Here is a 25,197-nt window from a genome sequence, read left to right on the forward strand (position 1 = left end):
TTTCCAATCCGATCTTGCGGCTCTCCGCAATGGATTGCTGATCTCGTTTGAAAAGAATAGGATGAGGGAAGAGAAAATGCAATTCGGGAAAATATGCAGGAAAGGTGTCACCGAAAGAGAGTAATTAAAGTCACAGCAATTGCTATGATCTAAATAAAGAAGTCCTGATGAATATTGTCATCAGGACTTCCTTGTGCCCAGAACAGGAATCGAACCTGCACTTCTTTCGAAACGTGAGTTTGAGTCACGCGCGTCTACCGGTTCCGCCATCTGGGCAATCCTTAAGGGGCTGCAATATTAAGCATAAACTCAATTCACTCCAAATTCTCTGAAAAATAGTCTTTTATCTGCCGGGGGATGCAAATTCAAGGTGCTCCAAGGTCCTGCCTCCTTGTTTGTTAAATATTTCATAACCCGCAATATCCGCGTCCAATAAGGGGTAACAAACTTCCTCCCGCATGGATATAACAGTGAGCAAGTATTTCTTCACTAAAAAGGATGTTATGAAGTACCTCGTATATGCACTGTTAATCTTCCTGTGTCTGGATTCATTCAGTCAAACTACCAAACTTAAAAAAGATTCCACAGAGCGCAACGATCGCTACTGGCAGTTTTCCCTCCGCGGAGGCATGGACCTCGCTACCAAAAGCAAAATGCCTTCACTGGTGAAAATGCCGCTGAAAGGATATATGGGCGGGCTCAGTATCGATAAATACTGGGGTTGGTGGGGGGTAGGTATCGATGCAGACTTCTTCAGCAATGATGCGCCCAAATATGATTCAGCAGGATTCAGTCAGCAAGTGGCTCCCTGGGTAGTAGATAGCTATTCCGCTTCTTCCACTAAGCTTGAACGTTATTTTGCCGGTATCGGGCCTTCATTTAAATACCAGACCGCCAACAATCAGTTCACTACAGAATTGAATCTTCGTGGCGGTGTTACCCGAACGGATGGATCTGCATTGTCTGCAAACACTACTATTTCGAGTGTGACAGGTTCGCTGATCACTCCGCTCTTCCTGCATTCAGGGTATGCTGAAAAATACCATGCAGCAGCTAAAGCGCAGGTCCGCTTCAGTTACTACCCGGTAAAACGGATCGGTATCCAGGTTGGCGCTTATTACCTGTATCAGTTTGATACTGAAGAGCCTTTTCAATATGCGCTCTTTAATGCCAAACCGGAAGATCCGGAAATCGTTTATCAGCAAACAGCCTTATCATCCTATGGAGCATTTGTTGGCGTAAGCTATCGTTTGTTCGATAAGAAATCAAAACCGGCTGCTCCCAAATCAAAGCCACCTGTTGCAGCGCCTGCGCCTGTTGTGGTTCAACCAGCAGCGCCGGTGATCATTCAAAGGGATGTGATCGTACACGTAAAGGATGAACAGACTGGCCAGCCACTTTACAATGCTTCTGTAGTGATGAAAGGTACGGATGGGAGAGAACAGACAACCAACACCGATAAGCAGGGGATCGCACGTTTCCCCAAAACTTCATCTGCCGCTTATGAGATGGTGGCTATGCTGAACGATATCAGTTCTACCAAAGGCAGCATCGCTCTAACAGATTTCAATACAACGGGATCGATTGAACGAACATTGTACCACAATGATCCCCGGTTTACGCTATCAGGTAAAGTAGTGAACAAAACCACCCTGGACCCCGAAGGCGGCGCTCTGGCCACCCTCACCAATGAAACGAACAATGGCGTTCGTCAGGCATCTTCACAGTCAGGCACAGGCGAATTCAGATTCCAGCTGGAAGCCGCGTCAGATTTCAATGTGGTGGGTAAGAAAGCCGGATATATTTCCAATATTGAAAAAGTGTCTACCAAAGGCCTCAACAGAAGCCAGGTATTGTATGTGCAGATCGAACTGGGGGTGGAAGAAGCATCCAAAGGAAAGAAGATCACACTCAACAATATTTATTACGATCTCAATAGCGCCGCACTCAGAGATGATGCCAGCAGCGATCTGAAAAAACTGCTCATCTTCCTGCGCGATAATCCTGGCTTGCGTGTTGAGCTCTCAGCGCATACAGATTCAAGGGGCAGCGATAGTCACAATATGCGCTTATCGCAGTCCAGGGCGCAAAGCGTGGTGAATTACCTGGTGAACAATGGTATTGCCCGGGATAGAATGGAAGCGAAAGGATATGGCGAAACGCAATTGATCAATAAATGTAAAAATGGAATCGCATGTTCTGACGCTGAGCATCAGCAGAACAGGCGTACAGAAATAAAAGTGCTGGGTGAATAAACGATCAGGTTATTATCAGAATGGAACCGGGGCCTTGCGCTCCGGTTTTTTTGTGCAGGCTCCCGGATAAACAGGCAAAGGATCATTCAAACTCTTCCGGTAAGTTTTCCTTCGCCTGTTCATCTATCATTTCAAAAAGCGGCTCAAAGAATATGGCGTCCTGCCTGTTATCGAAAACCGGCAGGAGAAAAGAACCCATCCAGAATTTGATATGAAGATGTTGCAGTGTAGGGTGGCCTGTTACCTGTACATCTGCATCCCAGGAATCGGCGATGCCTTCCAGCTCCACTGCAGCGGAACATTGTTGCCCGTTTCCTGTAAAAGTCAATTGCAATCGGATCATGGCAGCAAATGTAAGTATTCAGGAAAAAACAAAATCCATCTGTACCTTCATTGTTGTATGGCAAGAATATTTATTACAGGTTCTGCGGATGGGCTCGGACAATTATCCGCCAGGCTGCTGATCCAACAGGGACATGAAGTAGTGCTGCATGCACGCAATGAGCAGCGCGGCCGGGATGCAATGAAAAATGCTCCGGGGGCTGAAGCTGTATTCACCGGAAATCTTTCCAGTATTGAAGAAACCAAAACGCTGGCTGCAGAAGTCAATGCATCAGGCAGCTTCGATGCCGTGATCCACAATGCCGGTATCTACCAGGGAAGCGGCAGACTGATGTTTTCTGTGAATACATTGGCGCCTTTTATCCTTACCTGCATGATGGCAAAACCAAACCGGCTCATCTATCTCTCTTCAGGAATGCATTTGCAGGGACGGGCCAGCTTCGGAAAGTTGGAAGATAATATAGATCGTATCAGTTATTCAGATACCAAATTGTATGTACTCATGCTCTCCAATGCAGTGGCGCGGCAATGGCCACAGGCGCTTTCCAATGCCGTTGATCCGGGATGGGTGCCCACAAAGATGGGCGGCCCGGGAGCTCCGGATGATCTGCAGGAAGGTTTCCACACCCAAACCTGGCTGGCTGTAAGCAATGATGAGAAAGCGATGGTGAGCGGACGATATTTTCATCACAGAAAGCAGGTCCGACATAATCCGCTGGCCGATGATCTTTCACTGCAGGACCAACTGCTTGAGATTTGTGAAAGGATCACGGGTGTTGCATGGCCGCTCTGAAAGTTCAGTGGAGGTATCTGGTAATCCGTACCTGATTACAGGCAATTCGTCGCCCGATTTGTAGGTTGATCGAACAGCCCGCCTCTGCTGCTCCATTTTTTTCTATCATTGACTCATGAAAACAAGTCAAACATTACTGGCGCTGACCATTTTCATCGGCGCATCCATCGCTACCGCATTTACTTTCCCTGCTGATCAGAAAGCAGCTTTCGCAGACAAATACTGGATACTTGAATCGTCCGTTGTTTCTCCGGCCATCGATCTCAATATGGACGGTAAGGCCGATACCGATCTTCGCGTGATGATGGAAGATTGTGAAAAAGACGATGCTGAAATGTTCAAGACCGGCGGTACTGTAATGAAACATGAAGGCGCCAATAAATGTGATGAGGAAGATGAAACTATTTCCGAGTCCGGCACCTGGCAATACAATGCAGCTACCAAACAGCTCACCGTTAAACATCATAATACAGATAAACCTCAAACTATGACGGTGAAAGAGGTTTCCGGAAACAAGATGATAGTCACTTCCACTTTTACATCAGCTAAAGGAAAGCACAATATCACGGCCATTTACAAATTGAAATAGCTTTTCTCTTTTTACATTTTTTTCGAGCGCTTCCCCGGGAGCGCTCTTTTATTTTACCTGCAAATCCTATCTTTATCAGAACAGCATTTAAAGTCTAAACACCCATATCTACTCCATGCGGAAGCAGGCGGACCTGAAAAAATTCAGTGTGCGTGAGTATGTGCAGCAGCAGCAGTCCAGATTCACGGGTTCATTTTTTATTGCCGACCAGGATACTTACAAAGACAATCAGGAGCAGTTCCCTTTTCGAACCTTTGCCTATAGTGTTGGTCTCTTCGGAGCCTGCAGAACGGGTCGCATGCAAATAGGGAGCGCTGCCTTCGATATCGGCTCAGGGTGTTTATCAACCATTGGTCCCGGTATTGTTTGCGAATGGCATATACATTGTGAAGGGGATCATGATACGGTATTCTTCAATGATGATTTTTTCAACGATGACGCCAGGAGCGCCTGGCTGCGAACACTTCCTTTCTTTCTGCCCGGTGGCAATCATGTGATCATACCGGATGATGGAAAAATGGAACAGTTAAGATCCTTGTTCATTACACTTAGGCAGTTCAGGGAAGATAAGAATGTACTCACCGGCATCCTGTATTCTATTCTGATGGTGGTGGCCGCCTGTCATGATTCCGCTGCCGCTCAATCCATAACTTCATTCTCTGTACATGAAAAAGTAACAAGGCATTTTCGGGAGTTGCTCTCTGTGCATTTCCTGCAGGAGAAATCAGTTGCTTTCTATGCACATCAATTGCAGCTCAGTCCCAAATACCTGAGTGAGATCCTGCAGGCAGTAACCGGCAAATCGGCCAAGACGATGATACTGGATCACACCCTCATGGAAGCCAGAACACTGCTGCGTCAAACGGAAATGAGCATACAGGAGATTTCCAGTTGGCTGGGTTACGAAGATTATTCATACTTCACCAAAGCCTTCAAAAAGAAAGAAGGGATTACGCCGATGGCGTATCGGAAATTATGATTGGTATTCCGCTTTCGTGATGCCGTATATAAAATTCAGTTTCGGTTCTTCGCCATAGTAGGATATCATTTCTTCTTTTATCTTTTTTGTTCCCAACCTCAGTACTGCGATCTGTGATCGGATATTGGAAGCGCCCACTTCCAGGTAAACATTATCAGTAAATTGAAAAATGTAATCCATCATCAGTTTCTTCACCATTGGGTTGAAGCCCGAGCCCCAGTATTTGGTGGCATAAAAAGTATAACCGATCCTGATGCTGCTGTCTGCTTCATCATATCCATAGAAGCGCGTGCTGCCTGCATATTCCCCGGTTTGTTTATCGATGATGACGAAAGCTCCCTTACTCTCCACCGCACCTTCGAAGAACTTGCTGAATACTTCCCGTTTGTAGCGGTCCGGTGTGGGATGCTGCTCCCAGATCTTTGGATCGGAGGCTGTCAGATAGAGCGCTTCAAAATCTGAAGGCTGCAAAGGGATAAGCTTCACAGTTTCGTTTTCCAGAACCGGCTGAATGGAAAAATTCATGGGTTTACGATTTGATCTTACAGATTGAACCTGTTTTCTTTTTCAGGATTGGAAGTTACAATAAAAAAGGCGTGCATCTCCCGATACACGCCTGCCAGTTTGTATTGCTTTATTTTACCGGCTCGATGATCACAGATTTCAATTTGAACAATTCTTTCCCATTGAATGCCGGACGGATGCGGATCTCCGCTTGTCCTGCTTTTGCGCTCACAATGCCCGCCACCTGTTTGATGAATATTAAAGGCGCCGATTTTTCAAAGCTGCCGGTCTTCAGCGTTCTGAAATACATAGGCTCATTATTGAAATAACAAATGCCTTCCTGTTTCGCAGAAGCAGGCTCGCAGGCATATTCCATGATCACCCTGTAATCTCCGGGAGCAGTAATGCGCAGGTTGAAACGGATCTCATCTGTACTGTCTTTGATATCAGTGATGCAGGTGGTATGCTTCCAGTCGCCGTAATAATGAGAGTAAGTAAGACTTTTGATCTGTCCATTTCCCTGGAGGGCAGCGTTTACTGCTTCAATATTATTCTGACTGAATTGAGGTGACACTGTTACCGGTACTTTCAGGTCATAGTCGGGTAATGATCCTTTGTATTCCATTACCACTACATGATCGGCGGAGCCAGGCAGATTGGATGGAAGTTGAATATTGATATCATTCCCGTGCGTTGTGAACTTCAATGCCTGCTTGCCTTTCAATAAATACACTTTGGAAACTACTACTCTTTTTTGCAGCGGCACCAGTAACTGGCGATCCGCAGGCATATGCAGCACATGCAAAAATTGTTTGCCGGCTCCGGAAGTGCTTACACCCCAGGGTTGGTCAGCTATGCGGCCAAAGCTGGTGCCGTAAATGGATGCACCGTTTTCTTTCAACCACTTGCCTGTTTCCCGGAGAAACCTGATGCTGTATTCTGGGATGCGGCCATTGCCGTCCGGCCCAACATTGAGCAGGAGGTTTCCACCACGGGACGCCACCTGCGCCAGCAGTTGAATGAGTGCTTCAGGTGTTTTAAAATTGAGGTCATGTTGAATATAGCCCCATGAATCGTTATGCGTATATAGGGATTCCCAGGCGCCACGCAGTGGCGTAGCCGGGATCTCCGAATCACCAAGATCCTTGTAATCGCCCAGGCCATGCCCTACACGGCTGCTGAACAAACAACCGGGCTGGAGTAACCGAAGTGAATCGATAAAGCTTTGCGTTTGTTCCTTCGTCATCCCTCCCGGCGTATCGAACCAGAGAATGCCGAGCGGACCATATTTCGTGAGCAACTCCTTGATCTGGGGAATGGCTTTCTGCTGATAATACAGCTGATAGTTCTTTTTCGATTCATCAAAATCCCAGCTGTTCTTTCCCCCGTTGGGCTCATGCCAGTCCTGGAACTGCGAGTAATAAAAACCAAATTGTATACCCCGTTTGCGAGTGGCTTCAGACAAGGGTTTCATAGGATCTTTGCCATAAGGTGTGGCGTCCACCATATCGAAGCTGGTCACCTTTGAATCGTACATGGAAAAACCTTCATGGTGTTTGGCGGTGATCACCATATATTTCATGCCTGCATCGGCGGTCAGCTGCGCCCACTCATCCGCATTGAAAGCGATGGGATTGAAACCTGCCGCCACCTGTTCATATTCTTTCGCAGGGATCTTTCCCTGGCTCATGATCCATTCGCCACTGCCGTAATATTTCTTTCCCTTCCATTCACCACCAAGCTTTGAATACAATCCCCAGTGGATGAACATACCGAATTTGGCATCTTTGAACCATTTGATATTCGGGTGTTCTTTTCCGTTGGAACGGTTATCCCACATTTCATCCATGGTTTGCGAAAGTGCGGAGGTATAACAGAATACAATAAGTACGGACGCTAACAGCAATCTTTTCATACAGCTAAAGATACTTTGTTCAATCAGGCAAGAGAAGGAAAATACAGGCTGCGTGATTGCTCTTTTTTGGTGAATGATTCAATGATATTGGCTCGTTTGAATGCAGGCCGGAAACAAACTTCTATTCTGGTTAACTCAGGACAGTAATACCGGCTGCCAATAAATTGAATAAAAAAACTATTTTTGGTTCTGTACTCAATAACCGAAAAGAGCAATTACCCAATTACCCCAGATTTCTGATCCGTATTGACAATCCACTCCAAATATGATGATGCTGCATTGATGCACTTGTTCCGTGAAGGAGATAAAGATGCATTTGAACATATCTATAAGCATTTCAATAAACGTGTTTTCTTCTACGTCCGGCAATACCTTTCAAGTATAACAGAAGCGCAGGACATTACCAGTGAATGTTTCTTCAGGCTCTGGGAAAAAAAAGCTGAGTTTCCCAGCCTGGATGCTGTTGGCGCCTTCCTGCACGTTGCTGCACGCAATCTCTGCTTCAACTATCTCAAACATGCGAAAATGGCCAGGGAGAAGGAGGGCGAGCTCCTGAGTTTGCTCAATATGCCGGACGATAACGGGTTTAAATTAGAAGAACTGCGGATGCAGTTGCTGAACCTGATAGCAGCTGAGGTAGACAAGCTGCCCTCAAAAATGAAAAAGATTTTCCTGCTGAGTTACGAAGAAGGACTAAAGCCGGCACAGATCGCGGAACGGCTGGGGCTACAGGTTCAAACGGTAAAGAATCAGCGACTCAATGCTGTGAAACTGATTAAAGCTGCGCTGGCAGACCATCCTTCATTACTTGCCCTGCTGCTGTTGCTCGAGTCCAAAAGCCCGGTTTTCGGTTGATTAGATGCCTGCCGGAATTATTTCAAAAAAAGGTTTCATTTTCCCTGGTACGTTTTACTACTTCGATTGTAGTATCCATCAAAGCCTCATTTTTTGGAGAACACCGATCCCATCCTTCCGTTATTATACAAGCATCTGCAGGGCACACTGACAGATGACGAAACAGTTATCCTGGATGCCTGGCTGGCTGCAGAACCGCGCCATCAGGCATTTTTGGACAATCTGAATAATGATCAGTCATTACTGGAACAACTTTGGCTAAACCAACCCGCCAACTGGGCAATGGTAGAAGCTGCGATCACGGAAAACCTTCAAAGCCGTATTGCAGCTGCTCAACCTTCGGGCCGCGTAATACCGTTGAAGCGATATTGGTGGGTTGCCGCTTCTGTGCTGCTGTTCCTGAGCATGGGTATTTATTGGTGGTTCCATGAAGGTGAGAATCAAAGGGATGCCATCGTATCCACCACTCCGGCTATCATTGAATCCGGTAAGAATGGGGCTGTGCTTACGCTTGCTGATGGAAAACAGGTTGTTCTCGACAGCCTTGGAAATGGGCTGGTGGCCCAACAACAGGGAGCACAGGCAATATTAAAGAACGGTCAACTGATCTATGCGGCAGATCAGAAAATTACCGGAGCTATCGTTGCCTATAATACGATGAGTACGCCTAAAGGCAGGCAGTTCCAGCTCATACTGCCGGATGGTACGCGGGCCTGGTTGAACGCAGGCAGTTCAATTCGTTATCCTACTCAATTCAGTGGAAGCGACCGTGTGGTGGATGTAACAGGAGAAGTATATTTTGAAGTGGCAAAAGACGCTTCGAAACCATTTTTTGCGAGTATCAATAATTTTACCCGCGTAGCAGTACTTGGAACCAGCTTCAACGTCAATGCTTATTCGAATGAACCTGTAACCAGCATGACGCTGGTTGATGGAAAAATAAGCGTAATGGTGAATGACGGTAATGTAGTGCTGATGCCGGGCAAACAGGCACAGGTGTTTGACGGCAATGTCAAGATTGTTAGTGTGGATACCAGTCAGGTGCTTGCCTGGAAGAGCGGCTTGTTTAATTTGAACAATCAATCTTTTGTAGCCATCATGCGGCAAATAGAACGTTGGTACGATATTGAGGTGGTGTATGAGAACGGTGTACCCAATGTGCCAATGGTAGGAGAGATCTCCAGGGATGTGAGCTTACAGGGATTGCTTAAGAACCTGGAACGAATGGGCATGAAGTACAGGCTGGAAGGGAGAAAGCTCATTGTGTCAGGTAATTGAAATTCTAATTAGAAACCTTTCTTATTCTCCATATTTTTTGAGGTAGCAAAAAAACTGCCCCGTATAATACCTTCCCTTATCCATCAGTACCAGGAATCATTGAACCTAACCTAAGCCTGGCGTTCAGCATAAAAAAACCGTCACGGATCTGACCCGTAACGGCGATTAGCTGGTTCGTCCAACATGGTCTGGCTGACCGAATATTGTAAAACCAAACTGAAGCAAGGTATGCAAAAAACTGCTAATGGCCACCCGTCTGTCCAATGGGGACGGCGACGCCTGTCCAAAATTTTCCTGGTTATGAAACTGACAGCACTCTTTCTCACCATTGCATTTGTACATGCATTTGCTGGTACGAAAGCACAACAGATCACGATCTCCGGTAAGGATTTTACCTATGTACAGGTATTTGCTGCCATCAAAAAGCAAACAGGCTATGTAGTAGCGGCAACACCTGATCTGTTTGCCGGGAACAGAAAAATTTCTTTGACGGTAAAGGATCTGCCGCTGAAAGAATTTCTCGATATCATTTTGAAGGATCAGCCATTCATGTATGATATCGATGGCAAAACGATCTTCATCAGCCGAAAAAAAGTAAATGAGTCAGCTGGAACTACACAGCAGATTACCAGTGCTGTTTTGCCGGATAACACTCCGGTGACAGGCGTCGTTTTTTCGGAAAAAAACACTCCGCTCAGTGGAGTAAGTGTTCTTGTGAAAAAAACGAACCGGGGAACCATCACCGATAACCAGGGCGGGTTTACCATTCAGGCTGAAACGGGTGATATCCTTTCCTTCTCTTCGGTTGGTTATACCAGTCAGGAAGTGAAAGTGACAGGTGGCACTGTAATAGTGAAATTGAAACTGGCCGTTTCCATGCTGGATGAAACGCAGATCATCGCTTACGGCAAAACTACCAAGAGGCTGTCTACAGGAAATATCGGAACCATTAAAGGAGAAGATATAGAAAAGCAACCTGTCTTCACCGTTCTTGAAGCCATTGCAGGGCGGGTACCGGGAGTAATTATTACTCCAATGCAAGGCAATTCTGCTGCGCCTGTAAAAGTGAATATCAGGGGCAGGAATACGATCAATCCCAATGTTATTTCTGATCCGCTCTATGTAGTAGACGGAGTTCCATTGAACAATCTTAATTCATCGCCCTGGATGAGCGGCGTATCTTATCAAACCGGCGCTGTTCAGGCAGGAAGAACGATCCTCAATGGTGAGAATCCTCTATTGAGTATAAATCCAAAAGACATCGAAAGCATCGATATATTGAAAGATGCAGATGCTACGGCCATCTATGGTTCCAGGGGTGCCAACGGCGTTATTCTTATTACAACTAAAAGAGGGAAACCTGGCCCCACCAGCTTCAGTCTTCAGGTAGCCAATGGATTCAAATCAGTGATGAAGTATCCCAAATTGATGAACACCGAGCAATACCTGGCAGTGAGAAGAGAAGCATTTCTGAACGATGGCATTACTCCAAACAGGTTCAATGCTCCGGATCTTACCATTTGGGATCAGCAAAAATATACTGACTGGCAGAGAAGCTTTGGATCAAGCGGAAATGAGCTGAATGTAAATGCAGGATTGTCCGGCGGAATGGGCCAGACCGTTTACCGTATTTCTGCCAATCATACTTCAACTACTGAGCTATTCAATAATGGTGGTGGGAACAAAAGAAGCTCACTGAGTCTGAGCCTTGGTCATGCAAGCATCAATCAAAAGTTCAAGCTGGATTTCAACACCTCCATGGCGCTTTCTGATCTATTGGTTTACTCAACTTCCGGTTTGAACAGTTTGCCGCCCAATGCTCCTGATCTTTTTGATGCAAAAGGAAAATTGAATTTCGAACCCTACAGGGGAGAGAATTCCAGCCTGTACGAACTGGGTGTATTGAAAAGATCAAGCAGCAGCAAATCGTTCTACCTGCAAAGCACACTGATGCTTCAGTACGAAATACTAAAGGGCTTACAGGTGAGTGTGAATGCAGGCTTCAACACCGATCAGAATGAAAACAATACCCTGACTCCTTCGGCATCACTGGATCTTTATTATCCCAGCCAAACGTCTCTTGCATATTTTGGCAGCTCCAACAGAAGGTCTTTCAATATCGATCCCCAGATAATGTATCGAACGATGATTGGACGGGGAAGATTGACGGCACAATTGATTGCCAGTATGCAGGAGTCTGAATCCAGGGGATTGACTACCGAGGCCAGAGATTTTCCCAATGACAACCTGATAAAAAGTCAAAACAACGCAAGAACACGGTTTACCGGTGAAGGTTATGCGCAACACCGTTATCTGTCTGCGGCAGGTATTATCAAATATTCATGGGACGATAAATATGTGATCAGTCTGAATGCAAGAAGAGATGGTTCTTCCAGGTTCGGACCCGGAAAACGGTTTGGGGATTTTGGTTCTATCGGATTGGCGTGGATCATGTCCGATGAGAACTGGGTAAGGTCTGTTATGCCGGAATGGATGAGTTTTGTGAAACTGAGAGGGAGTGTTGGAACAACTGGCAGCGACAATATCGGTGATTATGAATTTCTCTCAAGATGGGGAAATACGCTTTCGCTTACCAATGACCGTATCCAATTCGGTTATATGGGTCTCAATTCCTTTTCCATCCTCCGCGCATTGTACCAGGATTTTCAATGGGAGTCCACAAGGAAGTCTGAGCTGGCAGCCCAGTTTGGCTTTCTGCAGAACAAGCTGAACCTGGAGATCTCGTACTATTCGAATTTGAGCAGCAACCAGCTTACACAGGTTCCAATGCCGGTATATACGGGATTCCAGAATGTTACTGCCAACTGGCCCGCCAAAGTGCGTAATTCAGGTATCGAGGCTGCTTTGAACTGGAATGCGATCACTACAAAAGATTGGGGACTTACCTTCAATTTCAATATCGGAAGGAACAGGAATAAACTGGTGGATTTTCCTGGTATGGATGATACCCGTTACAAATCTGAATATAAGATCGGAGATCCACTTACTGTTAGGTACATGCTGCACTATACCGGCATAGATCCTCTGACTGGAGAGTATTCCTTTGAAGATCATAACAAGAATGGAGTGATCGATAATTCAGGTGGAGTGGTGCCTGCTGCCGGCCGGCCTGACGACAGATATGTAAAACTGGATCTCGCTCCCAAATATAGCGGTGGCTTTGGTTTTAATCTTACCTGGCGCCAACTGGCTGTAAGTTCTCAATTCACCTTCATCAATAAATTGTCCCCAGACCCTTATTTACAGTTGAGAGCAGGGGATATGGACAATAGCATGATGCCGGCGGATATCCTGGAGAATCACTGGAAAAAACCTGGTGATATAGTGAAGTATGCAAAATTCACTACTGTCACCGGTACAAGTATCACCAATGCAGATGCCTACTATACCAATGGTTCTTATGTAAGAATGAGTACACTGTCCATCAGATACCAGGCTCCTGAAAAATGGGTCAGGAAAGTTCACATGAAGAACGCCAGTATTGGTATCAGCTCAAACAATCTTTTTACGATCACTTCCTATAAGGGCTTTGATCCGGACATCTCTACATTGAATGGGTTGAGCCCGATACCCAGAATTATCGCTACCAATTTAATCTTCAACTTCTAAAACGATTTTTATGAAAAAATATAAATTGTTTAGCCTGGTGATATGGGTATGCAGCAGTGTTGTTTTGTTTTCCGGCTGTAAAAAATATCTCGATATAGCGCCACCCATAACCACTATCACCACTTCTGAAATTTTCGAGAACGATGATCAGGCAGAATGGGCTATCGCAGGAATGTATTCAAAGATGGTCAATGGTACAGACGGCAGACCGAATAATGCAGCCAATAATTCTTTCGCTGCAGGCGCCAGTACGATTGCCGCTGGCTTCTCTGCAGATGATATTGTGAGAAGTTTTGGAAATGACGATCTCTTTCGCAACAGGTTGCTGATGGCCGGTAATACATTTACCCAGAATATCTGGCTTTCCGCCTATAAACTGATCTACGATGCCAATGGCGTTATTGAAGGCATCCAGGCTTCTTCCTCTGAAGAGTTCAGCAAAACTGCCAGAGACCAGTTCACGGGAGAAGCACTCGCTTTACGCGCTTTTGCTTATTTCTATCTCGTTAATTTTTTTGGAGATGTTCCATTGCCGCTGAGTACTGATTTCAATAAAACAGCCAGCCTTTCAAGAGCTCCTGTTACCAAAGTATACGATCAGATCAAAACAGATCTTGTGAAGGCGAGATCCCTTCTGACAGATAATTTCAAAATAGGAAAAGAAGAAAAGATCAGGGTCACCAAATGGTTTGCAGAAGCGCTGTTAGCCAGGGTGTACCTGTATACAGGAGAATACCAGCAGGCCATCACCAGTGCATCTGCCGTGATTGCCATGTCTGACCTCTTCTCCATTGAACCTGATCTTAATAAGGTTTTTCAGAAGAACAGCACCGAAGCCATCTTACAACTTAAACAAACTAACGAGAATTCTTCGCTGAAAAATGCTACGCCGGAAGGTTTTCTTCTATACCATTTTCCCAATGGCTCAGGCACTCCACCCAGCTTTTATTTATCAGAACCCCTGTTGAATGCATTTGAAGCAAACGACAAAAGAAAAACCAGCTGGACCAAACAGGATGGCGCATATGTAAGTGTTGAGAAGTACAAAACAGGACAGTGGAATGGCGTATTCAATGCAGTACAAACCGAATACTATACAGTAATGCGACTGGCAGAACTTTACCTGATCAGGGCAGAAGCACAGCTGTTATTTTCCGATGCCAATAAAGACCTGGCCATTGCCGATCTGAATGAGCTCAGGCAAAGAGCCGATGTAGATAACCTGCCGCTAACACTCAGTGCCGGGGAAGTAAAAGAAGCCATTGCACATGAGCGGCAGGTAGAACTGTTTGCAGAATGGGGACACAGATGGTTCGATCTGAAAAGGACCGGAAAAGCTGCAGCCGTTTTGTCGCAGATCTCCTATAAAACGCCCTGGTACGGTAATTACCAGTTATTGTATCCCATCCCATTGAATGAGATCAAATACAATAATAACCTGGTGCAAAACCCTGAATACACACAGTAACCACTTACTGAAAAGATCAGAAAAACATTTACCGACATTATTTAAAGGAAATCTATGATCCGCATATATTCCCAACGGAACTTTTCCCGCTTTATCCGGGAAAGATCGATTGTTCTTATTGCTCTCATTCTTGTAACTGTATTTGCTTCCTGCAAAAAAATAAACTTTGAAGGAAGTCCGGGCACACTGGCTGTATTCAATGCACTGGATGATCAGATCAACCTGTACACGAATTTTTCGGGCAGCCACCCATTCAATTACAGTACTGCAAGCCTGATCAGGAACAAGGAATTTCAGCCAAACAATTACCGCTATAAAATTGACAGGGCTCCACTACCACTGGCTTTGTTCGCATCCACAGATACATTGCCCAAGGATGAGCCTGTATTAAAACTGGATCTTGATCTGAAAGCAGGTGATACTTATTCTCTCTTTGTATATGGCCAAAAAGATGCTGCAAAACATCTGTTGCTGAAAGACCTGATACCTGGCGTGAAAGAAAAGGACAGCCTTGTATGGGTGAGGTTCATCAACCTGAGCGGGTTCCCAAATATCAGTTTCAATATTGCGGGTAACGATCCGGGGGCTCTGGTAAGTGATCTGGCATATGAACAAAACAGCGGATTCCTTCAGCTTCCTGCCGACCATACCGTATTCAATTATGTTTTTGAAGTCAGGGATAAGAGTACCGGTTCTTTGCTCTTTTCATTGACAACTGAACGGATCAATGATTACACCAATCTTTACAATGGATGGTTCAACCGGCCCAACACACTTGTTTTTGCCGGTATACCGGGAGCTTCAGGAACCAATGCTCCAAAGCTTTTCATGATGGCTAACCGATAACGCTATTACCTGTAAATTAATTTAACCTACATATTGATGACGACCATTTTAAAAGTGGAGAACCTCTCCCATAGGTATTCCAGTGCCTGGGCTATCCGTGATATCAATTTCGAGATCGGCCAGCATGGTGTAATTGGCCTGCTCGGTTCCAACGGCGCCGGCAAATCTACCACCATGAATATCATTTGTGGCGTACTGAACCAGACGGAAGGAAATGTAATTATCAACGGGATCAATAAGAAAGATAATCCAAGGCTCGCGAAAACGCAGTTGGGTTTTCTGCCGCAGACCCCGCCATTGTATACAGATTTCACTGTCAGTGAATACCTCACTTATACTGCTGATCTGCGTTTTATGGATAAGAAGCTTATTAAAAAAGCTGTGGCCGAAGTGATGGATAAAACAGGTATCTCTCATTTCAGTTCAAGGCTGATCAAGAACCTTTCGGGTGGTTACAGGCAAAGAGTGGGCATTGCGCAAGCCATCATTCATAAACCCAAACTGGTGATCATGGATGAGCCTACCAATGGCCTTGATCCCAACCAGGTGATTGAAGCCAGGAAACTGATCAGGGAGATTGCGCTCGATCATACTGTACTATTATCGTCCCATGTGCTCTCTGAGATCAACCTGCTCTGCCGTGATATTATTATGATCGAAGGAGGAAGGATCGTGTTTTCAGATACCATGGATGCTTTTAACAATTACGCACAACCGAAGAGCATCCTGGCGGTGATGGATAGCCCGCCGCCTGCTGCAGCCATACAATCCATTCAAAACGTAACCAAAGTAGAATTCCTTTCAGACAAACAATGCCGGATCTGGTTTACCGGTTCTTCCGATATCACGCAAACGATCATTGCTGCCAGTATGCAACAGGATTGGAAGCTGAAAGAGATCAGCCTGGAAAAATCATTACTGGATGACGTTTTCAAACAGCTTTCCGGTTTTTAGTCATCCCTAATCAAAGCGCTTTATGAATATTATTTGGAAAATAGCCAGGGCGGAGTTGAGGAATCTTTTTTATTCTCCCATCGCCTGGCTGGTGATTGTAAGTTTTTATGTAGTGATAGCCGCGGTGTTCACGCTTTCTTTGGATGTACTCACAAGGTTACAGGATGTTACACTGGAAGTAAGGCCTGGATGGACAGGCTTTTCAATGGGTATTACCCGGTTAACGATGAGCGCTCAGTGCATGCAGGTAATGAATTTATTATACCTGTTCATCCCTTTGCTGACCATGGGAATTATCAACAGGGAGATCAGCAATGGAACTATCAAACTCCTGTATTCTTCGCCGGTGAGGTCGGTTGATATTGTGATAGGGAAATTCCTGGCGCTGGTGGTATTGAACACAGTGATGCTTTTGTCTCTGTTATTGTTCTTTGCCACTTCCTGGTTTGCTGTTCAGTTCCCGGAAATCAAATGGCATCTTTCCATGTTGCTTGGGCTCTTCCTTTTACTGAATACTTATGCTGCGATCGGGATCTTTCTTTCCTCCCTGACCAACTACCAGATTGTGGCGGCTGTGCTCACCTTTGCTGCTTTTTTTCTGCTTTCATTCATTGGATCATGGTGGCAGCAATATGATTTCTTCAGGGATATCTCTTTTGCACTTACCATAGCAGGAAAAGCAGAGAATATGATCATGGGATTGATCACCAGCAGGGATATTTTTTACTTTATCCTGTTGATCATATTGTTCCTGGGTTTTACCGTCATCCGGTTGAAAAGCACTCAAAGTACTATTTCAAAAGCAAGTCTTTTTGCCCGGTACACGGGGCTGCTGGTGGTGGTTACATTGCTGGGCTATTGTACTTCAAGATCAGGATATATCGGATACCTGGATGTTACAAAGGGCCAGAATAATACTATCACGGCGCCAATGCAGGAAGTGTTGAAAGAGCTGGATGGTTCACCGGTGGAGGTTACGCTCTATACAAATTTATTTGGAAGGGGTGTTGCAGAAGGTCTTCCTCAGTCAAGAAATGCATACTTATGGGGTTTCTGGGAAAAGTATAAAAGGTTCTATCCGAATATCAGTTTTGAATATGTTTATTACTACGACATAAAGGAGAACGACAGTAGTTTGTTCCGCAGGTATCCCGGCAAAACGATCGAGGAGATCAAGGACGTTTTTGGTGAATTATTGAATATCAGAACTTCTATTTTCAGAGCACCTGAAGAAGTGAGGCAAATGATCGATCTGAGTCAGGAAGACCTGGGAACAGTAATGGAAGTTTCTTATAAGGGTAAGAAGGAACTTATGAGAACATTCGGTGAAACCGATATCTGGCCTCATGAAAGGTCTGTAGCCGGTACTTTAAAGCGGTTGACCAGGAAAGAGGATGTTCGCGTTGCCTATGTAAGCGGTAACTATGAACGAAATCCATACGGTAGCTATAACAGGGATTATTTTGTTCACCTGAATGATAAAGGGAACAGGGCGGCTGGTATCAATGCAGGCTTTGATACGGATACTATTTCCATTCTGAACAACGAAATACCTGCAGGCATCAACTTACTGGTGATTGCGGATCCCAAATCTGAATATAGTGAAGCAGAACAGGAGAGGATTACCAGGTACCTGCAGGAGGGAGGTAATGCTATGCTGCTGGGTGAACCTGGCAAACAGCATATTCTCAATCCCTTGATAAAGTCGCTGAGTATTTATTTGGAGCAAGGTACTGTTGTAACGCCCAATGCACATGAAATGCCACATATCCTGTCTTCGAAAGTTACCAGCAGGGGAGCAGCCATGTCTGATGAATGGGCTTTCTGGCATTCCAGGAAATATAAGACGCCTGTAGAGGAACGGGTTAAGTTGGTGGGTGCTACTACTCTCGCAACAATGGATTCAACTTCCTTTCGCATCGATACCATACTGATGGAAAGATCAGGAGAGAATATATGGCTGAAAAATGGGAAGCTTGTGGTGGATTCTGCTGCTCCCGTGTTTGCAGCTGGAGATCTGCGAAAGGATCTGTATGTAATGGCTATATCACTTAGCAGAAACATAAACGGAAAGGAGCAGCGTATCGTTGTTGCCGGAGATGGGGACCTGTTCAGCAATGAAAGATTTTCCAGTAACGGTTCCGGCTTTTCATTTTATAGCTGGCTACTGTACAACCAATATCCATTATACCCAAACAGACCAGATGATGGAGATAACAAGTTCACCATAAAGAATGACAGTGCAAAAATGATCCAATACATTTTGCTCTATACCGTGCCTGTATTATTGCTGCTTACATCCATCATCCTCCTGGTGCGCAGGAAAAGAAAATAGCCAATTTGCTGAGCAACCAGTGACTAAATAATTTGCCATGTTTTTACAAACTGACGATCAAACGATCGAAGACCTGCGGATCTTCGGCAAGCGAGACGGCCAGGGATTATTCGATCTCTACAATCATTCACATACCCGCGGCGCAGAAGCTGTATTGAAGGAAATGTTCACCAAACCCCTGAGTGATCAGCAGGAGATCAATCGCAGAAGCGATATCATCAAGAGCTTCGCGGGCATGAATATCTGCTTTCCATTCGAAGGAGCTTTATTCGATATGGCGGAAAAATACCTGATAGCTGCCGATGAACAGAAAAAACAGGGAACACAACATTCGGTACTCAGTGAAAAAGAGATCAGCAATGGCGTAACGGCGCTGATCACACTGGTACAGCAGATCAAGTCTTTCATTAATTCAAAGGAGGTCATAGCCATGGAATCCTGGTCAAAGGAAAGGGAGGCGATTGCCTCCTTCCTCCTCGACCCTGCTTTTGAACCGGTACTGCGTGAACAGCAAAAAGGGAAGGTTTCCTATGCAGCTGTCACCGCTTTCGATCTCCTGTTCCGGCTTCGGGAACGAAATAAAATTGAACAGCTGCTGGCGCAGATCTATCAGCTGGATGTTTATCTGTCTGTTGCTAAAGTGGCACGCGAACGAAAATTCGTTTTTCCCAAAGCGTTAGAAAAGGGGAAAAGCATATTGCGGCTTAAAGGTGTTTATCACCCTGAACTGGCAAAGCCGGTGAGTAATGATTTTTCGATGGATGCCTCAAATAACGTGGTGTTTCTCACCGGGGCGAATATGGCGGGAAAATCAACCTTCCTGCGATCTGTAAGCACAGCTATTTATGTGGCGCATATTGGCTTTCCTGTGGCTGCGGAGGAAATGGAATTCTCTGTGATGGATGGTATGTATACCACCATCAATCTGCCCGATAACCTGGGCATTGGCGCCAGCCATTTTTATGCAGAAGTATTGCGTGTGAAAAAGGTGGCCGCCGAACTGGAAGCAGGCAAATCGATCTTCGTGCTTTTTGATGAATTGTTCAGAGGCACCAATGTAAAAGATGCGCATGAAGGAACTGTGGCCATCACAAAAGCATTTGCCGGCAGAACAAACAGCCTGTTCATTATTTCATCGCATATCGTGGAAGCCGGTGATGAGTTGAGCATGAAGAAAAATATCGCCTTTCACTACCTGCCCACCCGTATGAATGGGAACACTCCCCTCTACACCTACACACTGGAGCGAGGCATCACAGATGACCGGCACGGTATGATCATTATCCGTAATGAAGGTATTTTAGAAATACTGGAAAAGGGAAAGAAAGATTTACAAGGGGAGCGACTGGGCACACACTGATTAATTACAACAACTATGAGTTTTAGCATAGACAAACAATCGATTGAAGAGTTGAACCTGATGGGGAAATTCAGGCAGGGTTCCGTGTATTTCCTGTTCAACAAAGTGCAAACCAGGGGAGGAGAACAATTGCTTGACGAATTGTTCAGGCATCCGCTCACAGACGAAAAGATCATCAATCATCGTACTGCTGTGTTTAGCTTTTTTCAGCAGCAGCATCTTGCATTCCCTTTCGATAGCAGTCAGGTGAGTATTATGCGGGAGTATATCGATACAGCCACCGCTCGCAGCAAAGCGGCCAGCTACCTGAATATCCTGTTGCTTAAGATGACGGCAGCCTTAACGAGGAACGAACGGTTCAAAATACTGATCCAGGGTATTCAGGCTTCTATCTCTGTGTTGAAAAGAGCCTATGCTTTTGCCAATGAATTATCTGTTCATGAATCGCCCTTCAAAGAGCGCGCTGTTGCCATCAGGCAGCTACTTGAATCACCCCAACTGGCAGCGCTGATGGATACGGATATTTATAAATCGGTTTCGCTGCAGTCTATCGCAACATTCGACTACCTGCTTCGAAATAAAATGAACCAACAGCTGCAATTGGTGCTGGATTTCATTTTTGAAACAGATGTAAATATTGCCGTGGCTGCTGTTGCCAAAGAGCGTGGCTTCAACTATGCGAAAGCGCTGCCCAAGCAAGACAATCTACTGCGTGCTGTTGAGCTCAGGCATCCCTGTATTGAAAATGCCATCGGCAATACGATCAATATGCATCCCGGCAGTAATGTGATCTTTTTAACCGGCGCCAATATGGCTGGTAAGTCTACCTGGATGAAATCGATCGGTATCAGTGTCTACCTCGCTCATATTGGATTTCCGGTGGCTGCAGCCAGCATGGAGTTTTCTGTGCGCGAAGGACTGTATTCGAGTATCAATGTGGCTGATAATATCGGCCTGGGATACAGCCATTTTTATGCGGAAGTGGTAAGAGTAAAGAATGCGGCGGAAGCCACCAGTACCGGCAGGCACCTGTTGCTGATGTTTGATGAATTATTCAAGGGAACCAATGTGAAAGATGCCTATGATGGAACGCTTGCAGTAACGGAGGCTTTTGCGCAGTACAGGAATTGTTTGTTCATAGTGAGCACACATATCATTGAAGTAGGAGAGACTTTAAAACAGAAAAAGAATATTCAGTTCTGTTTTATGCCAACTATAATGAAGCAGGGAATACCTGCTTACACCTATCAACTAAAAGAGGGTATCACCATAGACCGGCAGGGGATGATGATCATCCGGAATGAAGGCATTCTTGAAATGATCGGATCGTAAATAACAGGTATTCTTTTTTAATCTACCAATCAATTGTAATGAAAATAATTTTTAAGATAGCCAGGGCTGAGTTGAGGCATTTATTCTATTCGCCGATTGCCTGGGTTGTTATTGTTCTTTTTTTTGTGATCACAGGCATGGGATTCGTTTCGAGCTTGAAAGAACTAGCCAGGATCCAGGAAGTTTCCATGGAAAACAGTGCCGGCTTTGAAGGATTTTTTGATGGGCTCACGTTGAAGCTATTCATGTCATCTATCGGAAATGCTTTGTCTTATTTCTACCTGTTCATTCCTTTGCTCACGATGGGAACCATCAGCAGGGAACATAATACAGGTACGATGAAATTGTTGTTCTCCTCGCCACTACGGGTAAGGGAACTGGTACTGGGCAAGTATTTTGGGCTGCTGGTCTTTAATTTTATCTTATTGTGCAGTATCGGATTGTTATTACTTACAGGCGCCCTGAGTATCAAGGACGCCGATTATCCGATCTATCTCTCTTCTTTACTGGGTTTCTTCCTGCTGTCAAATACCTACCTGGCCATTGGTATGTTTATTTCCAGCCTCACACAGTACCAGATCATGGCGGGGATCATTACTTACCTGGTGTTTGCCATACTCGGGATGGCGGATAAATTCGGGCAGCAGTATGACCTGGTGAGAGACCTTACTTATTTTCTGTCTTTGTCCGGAAGAGTTGATTTTATGATCCTGGGGCTGATCACTTCCAGAAATGTTTGTTACTATCTTTTGATCATTGCCATGTTCATCGGTTTTACCATGATCAAACTGCGGAGCTTGCAGGAAAGCAAAAAATGGACAGTGTCATTTACGCGCTATTCTGTACTCTCTGCCATCATCCTTTTTGCCGGTTATTTTACTTCCAGGCCCGGGGCTGTTGCTTACTGGGACGTTACAAGGCATAATGATAATACCATCGACTCCACTACACAAGCAGTATTGAGGGAATTGGATGGCTCTCCCGTAACAGTAACATTATATACAAATCTCCTGGATAAGAAGGTCAGGGAAGGGCTACCCGAAAACAGGAATAAGTATCTATGGGGATTTTGGGAGAACTACCTCCGCTTCTATCCAAATATGAAATTCAGGTTCGAGTATTATTACAAACTGGATGATAACTCCTTCTTTAAGGAGATGTATCCGGGGAGAACAGTAGAGCAGATGGTAGATCTGCAGGTGCGTACCCATGGATTGAAAAGAAGTTTATTCCAAAGCAGGCAGGAAATCGAAAAGAAGATCGATCTGTCTGATGAGCCGGCGAAATTATTGATGGAACTTGAATACAAAGGAAGGAAAACAATTCTCAGAACCTTTACCGACAATAGAAATATCTGGCCCACACAAATGAATGTTGCCGGAGCAATACGCAAACTGGTAAGAGACTCCATTCCCCGGATAGTATTCAGTACAGGGCATTTCGAAAGAAGTCCCTGGAAATACGGAGAACGGGAGTATGCTATGCATACAGCTTATAAAGAAGCTGGCAAAGCGCTGGTGAATACCGGAGTAAAGGTTGATTCCATTTCTCTCATGGAAAAAGTTCCGTTGCCGGGTTCAGATGTACTGGTGATAGCAGATCCAAAATCTGCGCTGAGTGCAATTGAACAGGAAAGGGTAATGGATTTTCTGAACCGGGGAGGAAATGCGTTATTGTATGCTGAACCGGGCAAGCAGGAAATACTGAACCCGCTACTGAACCGCATTGGAGTGAACATAGAACCTGGCGTATTAATGAACTTCAATATCAATACCAGTCCGGTTGATGTAAGAAATGAGCTCAATACAGCAGGAAACGCCATGGCCAGGGAAGAAGAAATGCAACGACACTTTCTCAAAAAGAAGCGTTCTGCTGCAGGTTTATTCAATAGTGCTGCCGAGCTTTCCTGGAAAGAGATCGATGGGTTTACAATAACGCCTGTATCTGTTTTTGAAGGTAATCAGAAAGTGTGGCGGGAAAATGGATATCTTGGTCTGGACTCTGCGCTCGCTACTTTTTCTGATGCTGAAGGCGATGTGATGAAAGATGGATATCCGATGGCGCTCAAACTGAGCCGTACTGTCAATGGAAAAGAACAAAGGATTGTTGTGGCAGGTGATGCAGACTTTATGTCTCTTAAGAATCACAGTGGATTTACTATCGGCGTTGGATTCTATAGCTGGTTGATGAATAATGAATACCCTGTTTACAGAACCGTGCATTTCAAAACAGATAAGTTTCTCACGATCGGGAGGAAGACCGGCAATTTGCTCTGGAATGTTTATGTGTATATACTGCCGGCAATATTATTACTGACCGGATTGATATTGGTGATCAGAAGATCGAGAAAATAATCTAAGTAAAAAGCAGGAGTTGTTGCTCCTGCTTTTTTTAGTTTTTCAGCATCTCCAGTATTCCTTCATTCCTGATGATCATCATGCCCTGCCTGTCTTCCGTGATGCCTTCTTCCAAAATATACGTGTACTTTGGCCTGGCGCCATCCATGATGGTAGGCATGAACCTGAATTGGATATTCTCCGTTTCCTTCAATGCTTCGCCTACTTCGATGATATGGGTGGAGACAATGAACAAACACTCCTGGTATTCTGCAAAAGCCTCTGTTACTGCAAGCGTTCCATCATAGGCATCTTTCACATTGGTGCCTTTGAATAGTTCATCGAACATCAATAATAATCTTTTTCCACTGCTGGCCGCATCGGCGGCTTGTTTTACGCGCACTACTTCCGCATAGAAATGGCTGTAACCAAGCCCGATATTGTCAGCTACGTTGATGGAGGAATACATTCCTTCGCGCACAGAAAATTCAAATGATTTTGCAGCAATCGGAAATCCCATATGAGCGAGGTAAATTCCTATACCGATGGATTTCATCAACGTGGATTTCCCTGCCATGTTAGCGCCGGTGAGGAAGATCACATTGGTGTTCTCATGCATCAGGATATCATTACCGATTGCTTTATCGATGCAGGGATGGGCAAGTTTGGATGCCTGTAAAACATTCATCTCAGCCGGCAAAGCCTTTGCATAAGTGAATCCTTTCTTCCGGGCTACATTACTAACGGAAATGTACAGGTCAAGTTCGTAAATGAATTGCAGAAGGTTTTCCATTTCCTCCGGCAAGCGGCTTTTCAGCAGGTGATCGTATTGAGCGAGAATGGTTACCGGCAGGTCTTTGTAGATATCGGTGTTGCGCAGTTTCTCCAGGTGCTTATCGGAAAGTAACTGAAGCAGCTGGTTCACACGGTCAGCCAGTGGGCTTTTTAATTGCTGCAATACTTCCAGCATGCCATGGCAGCGGTTCAACGTAACGATGGTAGCCTGTAATCCCTGTACCGATTTCTTGTACCGCTCATCACGTGTAAGCTTGCTGAGCAGTTTCTGGGTGAGCATACTGCTGACTGTGGCGAAAGCACTCTTTCCGGTGCCTGCATCCAGGTATTCCCGCATGATGTTCAGTTGCTGCACATCAAATGAGAAGCCCAGGCTTGATTGCTGAAAGAACCTGAAGATCTTACTGCGCTGGTTGATGCTTTCCGCATCCAGCATTGGATTGCGGAACATCTGGTCCAGCAATTGTTCACCTCCCCGGGTTCTTACTTCATTGAAAAGATGGTACACCGATCCCTGCCTGAATTTTCCCAGCAGGTTCAGCTCATCCACTGTTTGTTTATCTGTATTGAATTGCATTTTTGTAAAATTTTATCAGCGTGTGCCCAGTCGCTGGAGGCGACGGAATAGTGG

Annotated in this window: 18 protein-coding genes and 1 tRNA gene; 14 read left to right on the forward strand and 5 right to left on the reverse strand. The window is 45.1% G+C overall.

Annotated features, from left to right (window positions below; all coding sequences use genetic code 11):
- Window positions 1-194: 194 nt before the first annotated feature.
- Window positions 195-276: transfer RNA gene (locus FSB84_RS19790), tRNA-Leu, on the reverse strand.
- A gap of 182 nt (window positions 277-458) precedes the next feature.
- Between FSB84_RS19790 and FSB84_RS19795 the strand changes: the two genes are divergently transcribed.
- The gene (locus FSB84_RS19795; protein WP_130539617.1) at window positions 459-2,255 is read left to right on the forward strand and encodes an OmpA family protein; all 1,797 of its coding nucleotides are present in this window, start codon (window positions 459-461) and stop codon (window positions 2,253-2,255) included.
- An 82-nt stretch (window positions 2,256-2,337) separates the two neighbouring features.
- Here FSB84_RS19795 and FSB84_RS19800 read toward each other — a convergent pair whose 3' ends face one another.
- Window positions 2,338-2,598 (reverse strand): hypothetical protein, encoded by a 261-nt coding sequence (locus FSB84_RS19800; RefSeq protein ID WP_130539618.1) that lies wholly within the window; start codon window positions 2,596-2,598, stop codon window positions 2,338-2,340.
- Between the two features lie 57 nt (window positions 2,599-2,655).
- Here FSB84_RS19800 and FSB84_RS19805 point away from each other — a divergent pair, with 57 nt between their 5' ends.
- The 3 genes from FSB84_RS19805 to FSB84_RS19815 all read left to right on the forward strand — a co-directional run bounded on the left by FSB84_RS19805 (window position 2,656) and on the right by FSB84_RS19815 (window position 4,958).
- Window positions 2,656-3,390, forward strand: coding sequence for an SDR family NAD(P)-dependent oxidoreductase (locus tag FSB84_RS19805; RefSeq protein WP_130539619.1), 735 nt, complete (start codon window positions 2,656-2,658; stop codon window positions 3,388-3,390).
- 115 nt (window positions 3,391-3,505) lie between these two features.
- Window positions 3,506-3,979: a lipocalin family protein gene (locus FSB84_RS19810; RefSeq protein ID WP_130539620.1), complete on the forward strand. Its 474-nt coding sequence runs from the start codon at window positions 3,506-3,508 to the stop codon at window positions 3,977-3,979.
- A 115-nt stretch (window positions 3,980-4,094) separates the two neighbouring features.
- Complete coding sequence (locus FSB84_RS19815; protein ID WP_130539621.1) at window positions 4,095-4,958, forward strand: helix-turn-helix domain-containing protein; 864 nt, start codon at window positions 4,095-4,097, stop codon at window positions 4,956-4,958.
- Here the strand turns inward: FSB84_RS19815 and FSB84_RS19820 are convergent.
- Together FSB84_RS19820 and FSB84_RS19825 are read right to left on the reverse strand one after the other, a co-directional pair.
- A complete protein-coding gene (locus FSB84_RS19820) occupies window positions 4,953-5,483 on the reverse strand; it encodes a GNAT family N-acetyltransferase (RefSeq protein WP_130539622.1) in 531 nt (176 codons plus the stop codon). The genes FSB84_RS19815 and FSB84_RS19820 overlap by 6 nt on opposite strands.
- 109 nt (window positions 5,484-5,592) lie before the next feature.
- The gene (locus FSB84_RS19825; RefSeq protein WP_130539623.1) at window positions 5,593-7,377 is read right to left on the reverse strand and encodes an alpha-L-fucosidase; all 1,785 of its coding nucleotides are present in this window, start codon (window positions 7,375-7,377) and stop codon (window positions 5,593-5,595) included.
- A gap of 246 nt (window positions 7,378-7,623) precedes the next feature.
- On the opposite strand from FSB84_RS19825, the gene FSB84_RS19830 reads away from it, so the two are divergent.
- The 10 genes from FSB84_RS19830 to FSB84_RS19875 all read left to right on the forward strand — a co-directional run bounded on the left by FSB84_RS19830 (window position 7,624) and on the right by FSB84_RS19875 (window position 23,789).
- Entirely contained in the window at window positions 7,624-8,232 is a 609-nt protein-coding gene (locus tag FSB84_RS19830) for an RNA polymerase sigma factor (protein WP_130539624.1), read from the forward strand.
- A gap of 93 nt (window positions 8,233-8,325) precedes the next feature.
- Window positions 8,326-9,510 (forward strand): FecR family protein, encoded by a 1,185-nt coding sequence (locus FSB84_RS19835; protein WP_130539625.1) that lies wholly within the window; start codon window positions 8,326-8,328, stop codon window positions 9,508-9,510.
- A gap of 300 nt (window positions 9,511-9,810) precedes the next feature.
- Window positions 9,811-13,140: a SusC/RagA family TonB-linked outer membrane protein gene (locus FSB84_RS19840; protein WP_158644017.1), complete on the forward strand. Its 3,330-nt coding sequence runs from the start codon at window positions 9,811-9,813 to the stop codon at window positions 13,138-13,140.
- A gap of 10 nt (window positions 13,141-13,150) precedes the next feature.
- Entirely contained in the window at window positions 13,151-14,608 is a 1,458-nt protein-coding gene (locus FSB84_RS19845; RefSeq protein WP_130539627.1) for a RagB/SusD family nutrient uptake outer membrane protein, read from the forward strand.
- A 54-nt stretch (window positions 14,609-14,662) separates the two neighbouring features.
- A complete protein-coding gene (locus FSB84_RS19850) occupies window positions 14,663-15,454 on the forward strand; it encodes a hypothetical protein (protein WP_130539628.1) in 792 nt (263 codons plus the stop codon).
- Window positions 15,455-15,490: 36 nt separating this feature from the next.
- Entirely contained in the window at window positions 15,491-16,408 is a 918-nt protein-coding gene (locus FSB84_RS19855) for an ABC transporter ATP-binding protein (RefSeq protein WP_207234193.1), read from the forward strand.
- Window positions 16,409-16,430: 22 nt separating this feature from the next.
- Window positions 16,431-18,743 (forward strand): Gldg family protein, encoded by a 2,313-nt coding sequence (locus tag FSB84_RS19860; RefSeq protein WP_130539630.1) that lies wholly within the window; start codon window positions 16,431-16,433, stop codon window positions 18,741-18,743.
- 37 nt (window positions 18,744-18,780) lie between these two features.
- Entirely contained in the window at window positions 18,781-20,103 is a 1,323-nt protein-coding gene (locus FSB84_RS19865) for a MutS-related protein (RefSeq protein ID WP_130539631.1), read from the forward strand.
- 15 nt (window positions 20,104-20,118) lie between these two features.
- The gene (locus FSB84_RS19870) at window positions 20,119-21,435 is read left to right on the forward strand and encodes a MutS-related protein (protein ID WP_130539632.1); all 1,317 of its coding nucleotides are present in this window, start codon (window positions 20,119-20,121) and stop codon (window positions 21,433-21,435) included.
- Between the two features lie 38 nt (window positions 21,436-21,473).
- A complete protein-coding gene (locus FSB84_RS19875; protein ID WP_130539633.1) occupies window positions 21,474-23,789 on the forward strand; it encodes an ABC transporter permease subunit in 2,316 nt (771 codons plus the stop codon).
- Window positions 23,790-23,826: 37 nt separating this feature from the next.
- Here the strand turns inward: FSB84_RS19875 and FSB84_RS19880 are convergent, their stop codons facing one another.
- Complete coding sequence (locus FSB84_RS19880) at window positions 23,827-25,143, reverse strand: MutS-related protein (protein WP_130539634.1); 1,317 nt, start codon at window positions 25,141-25,143, stop codon at window positions 23,827-23,829.
- Window positions 25,144-25,197: the final 54 nt, after the last annotated feature.

The sequence above is a fragment of the Pseudobacter ginsenosidimutans genome (genome assembly GCF_007970185.1).
Taxonomy (GTDB): domain Bacteria; phylum Bacteroidota; class Bacteroidia; order Chitinophagales; family Chitinophagaceae; genus Pseudobacter; species Pseudobacter ginsenosidimutans.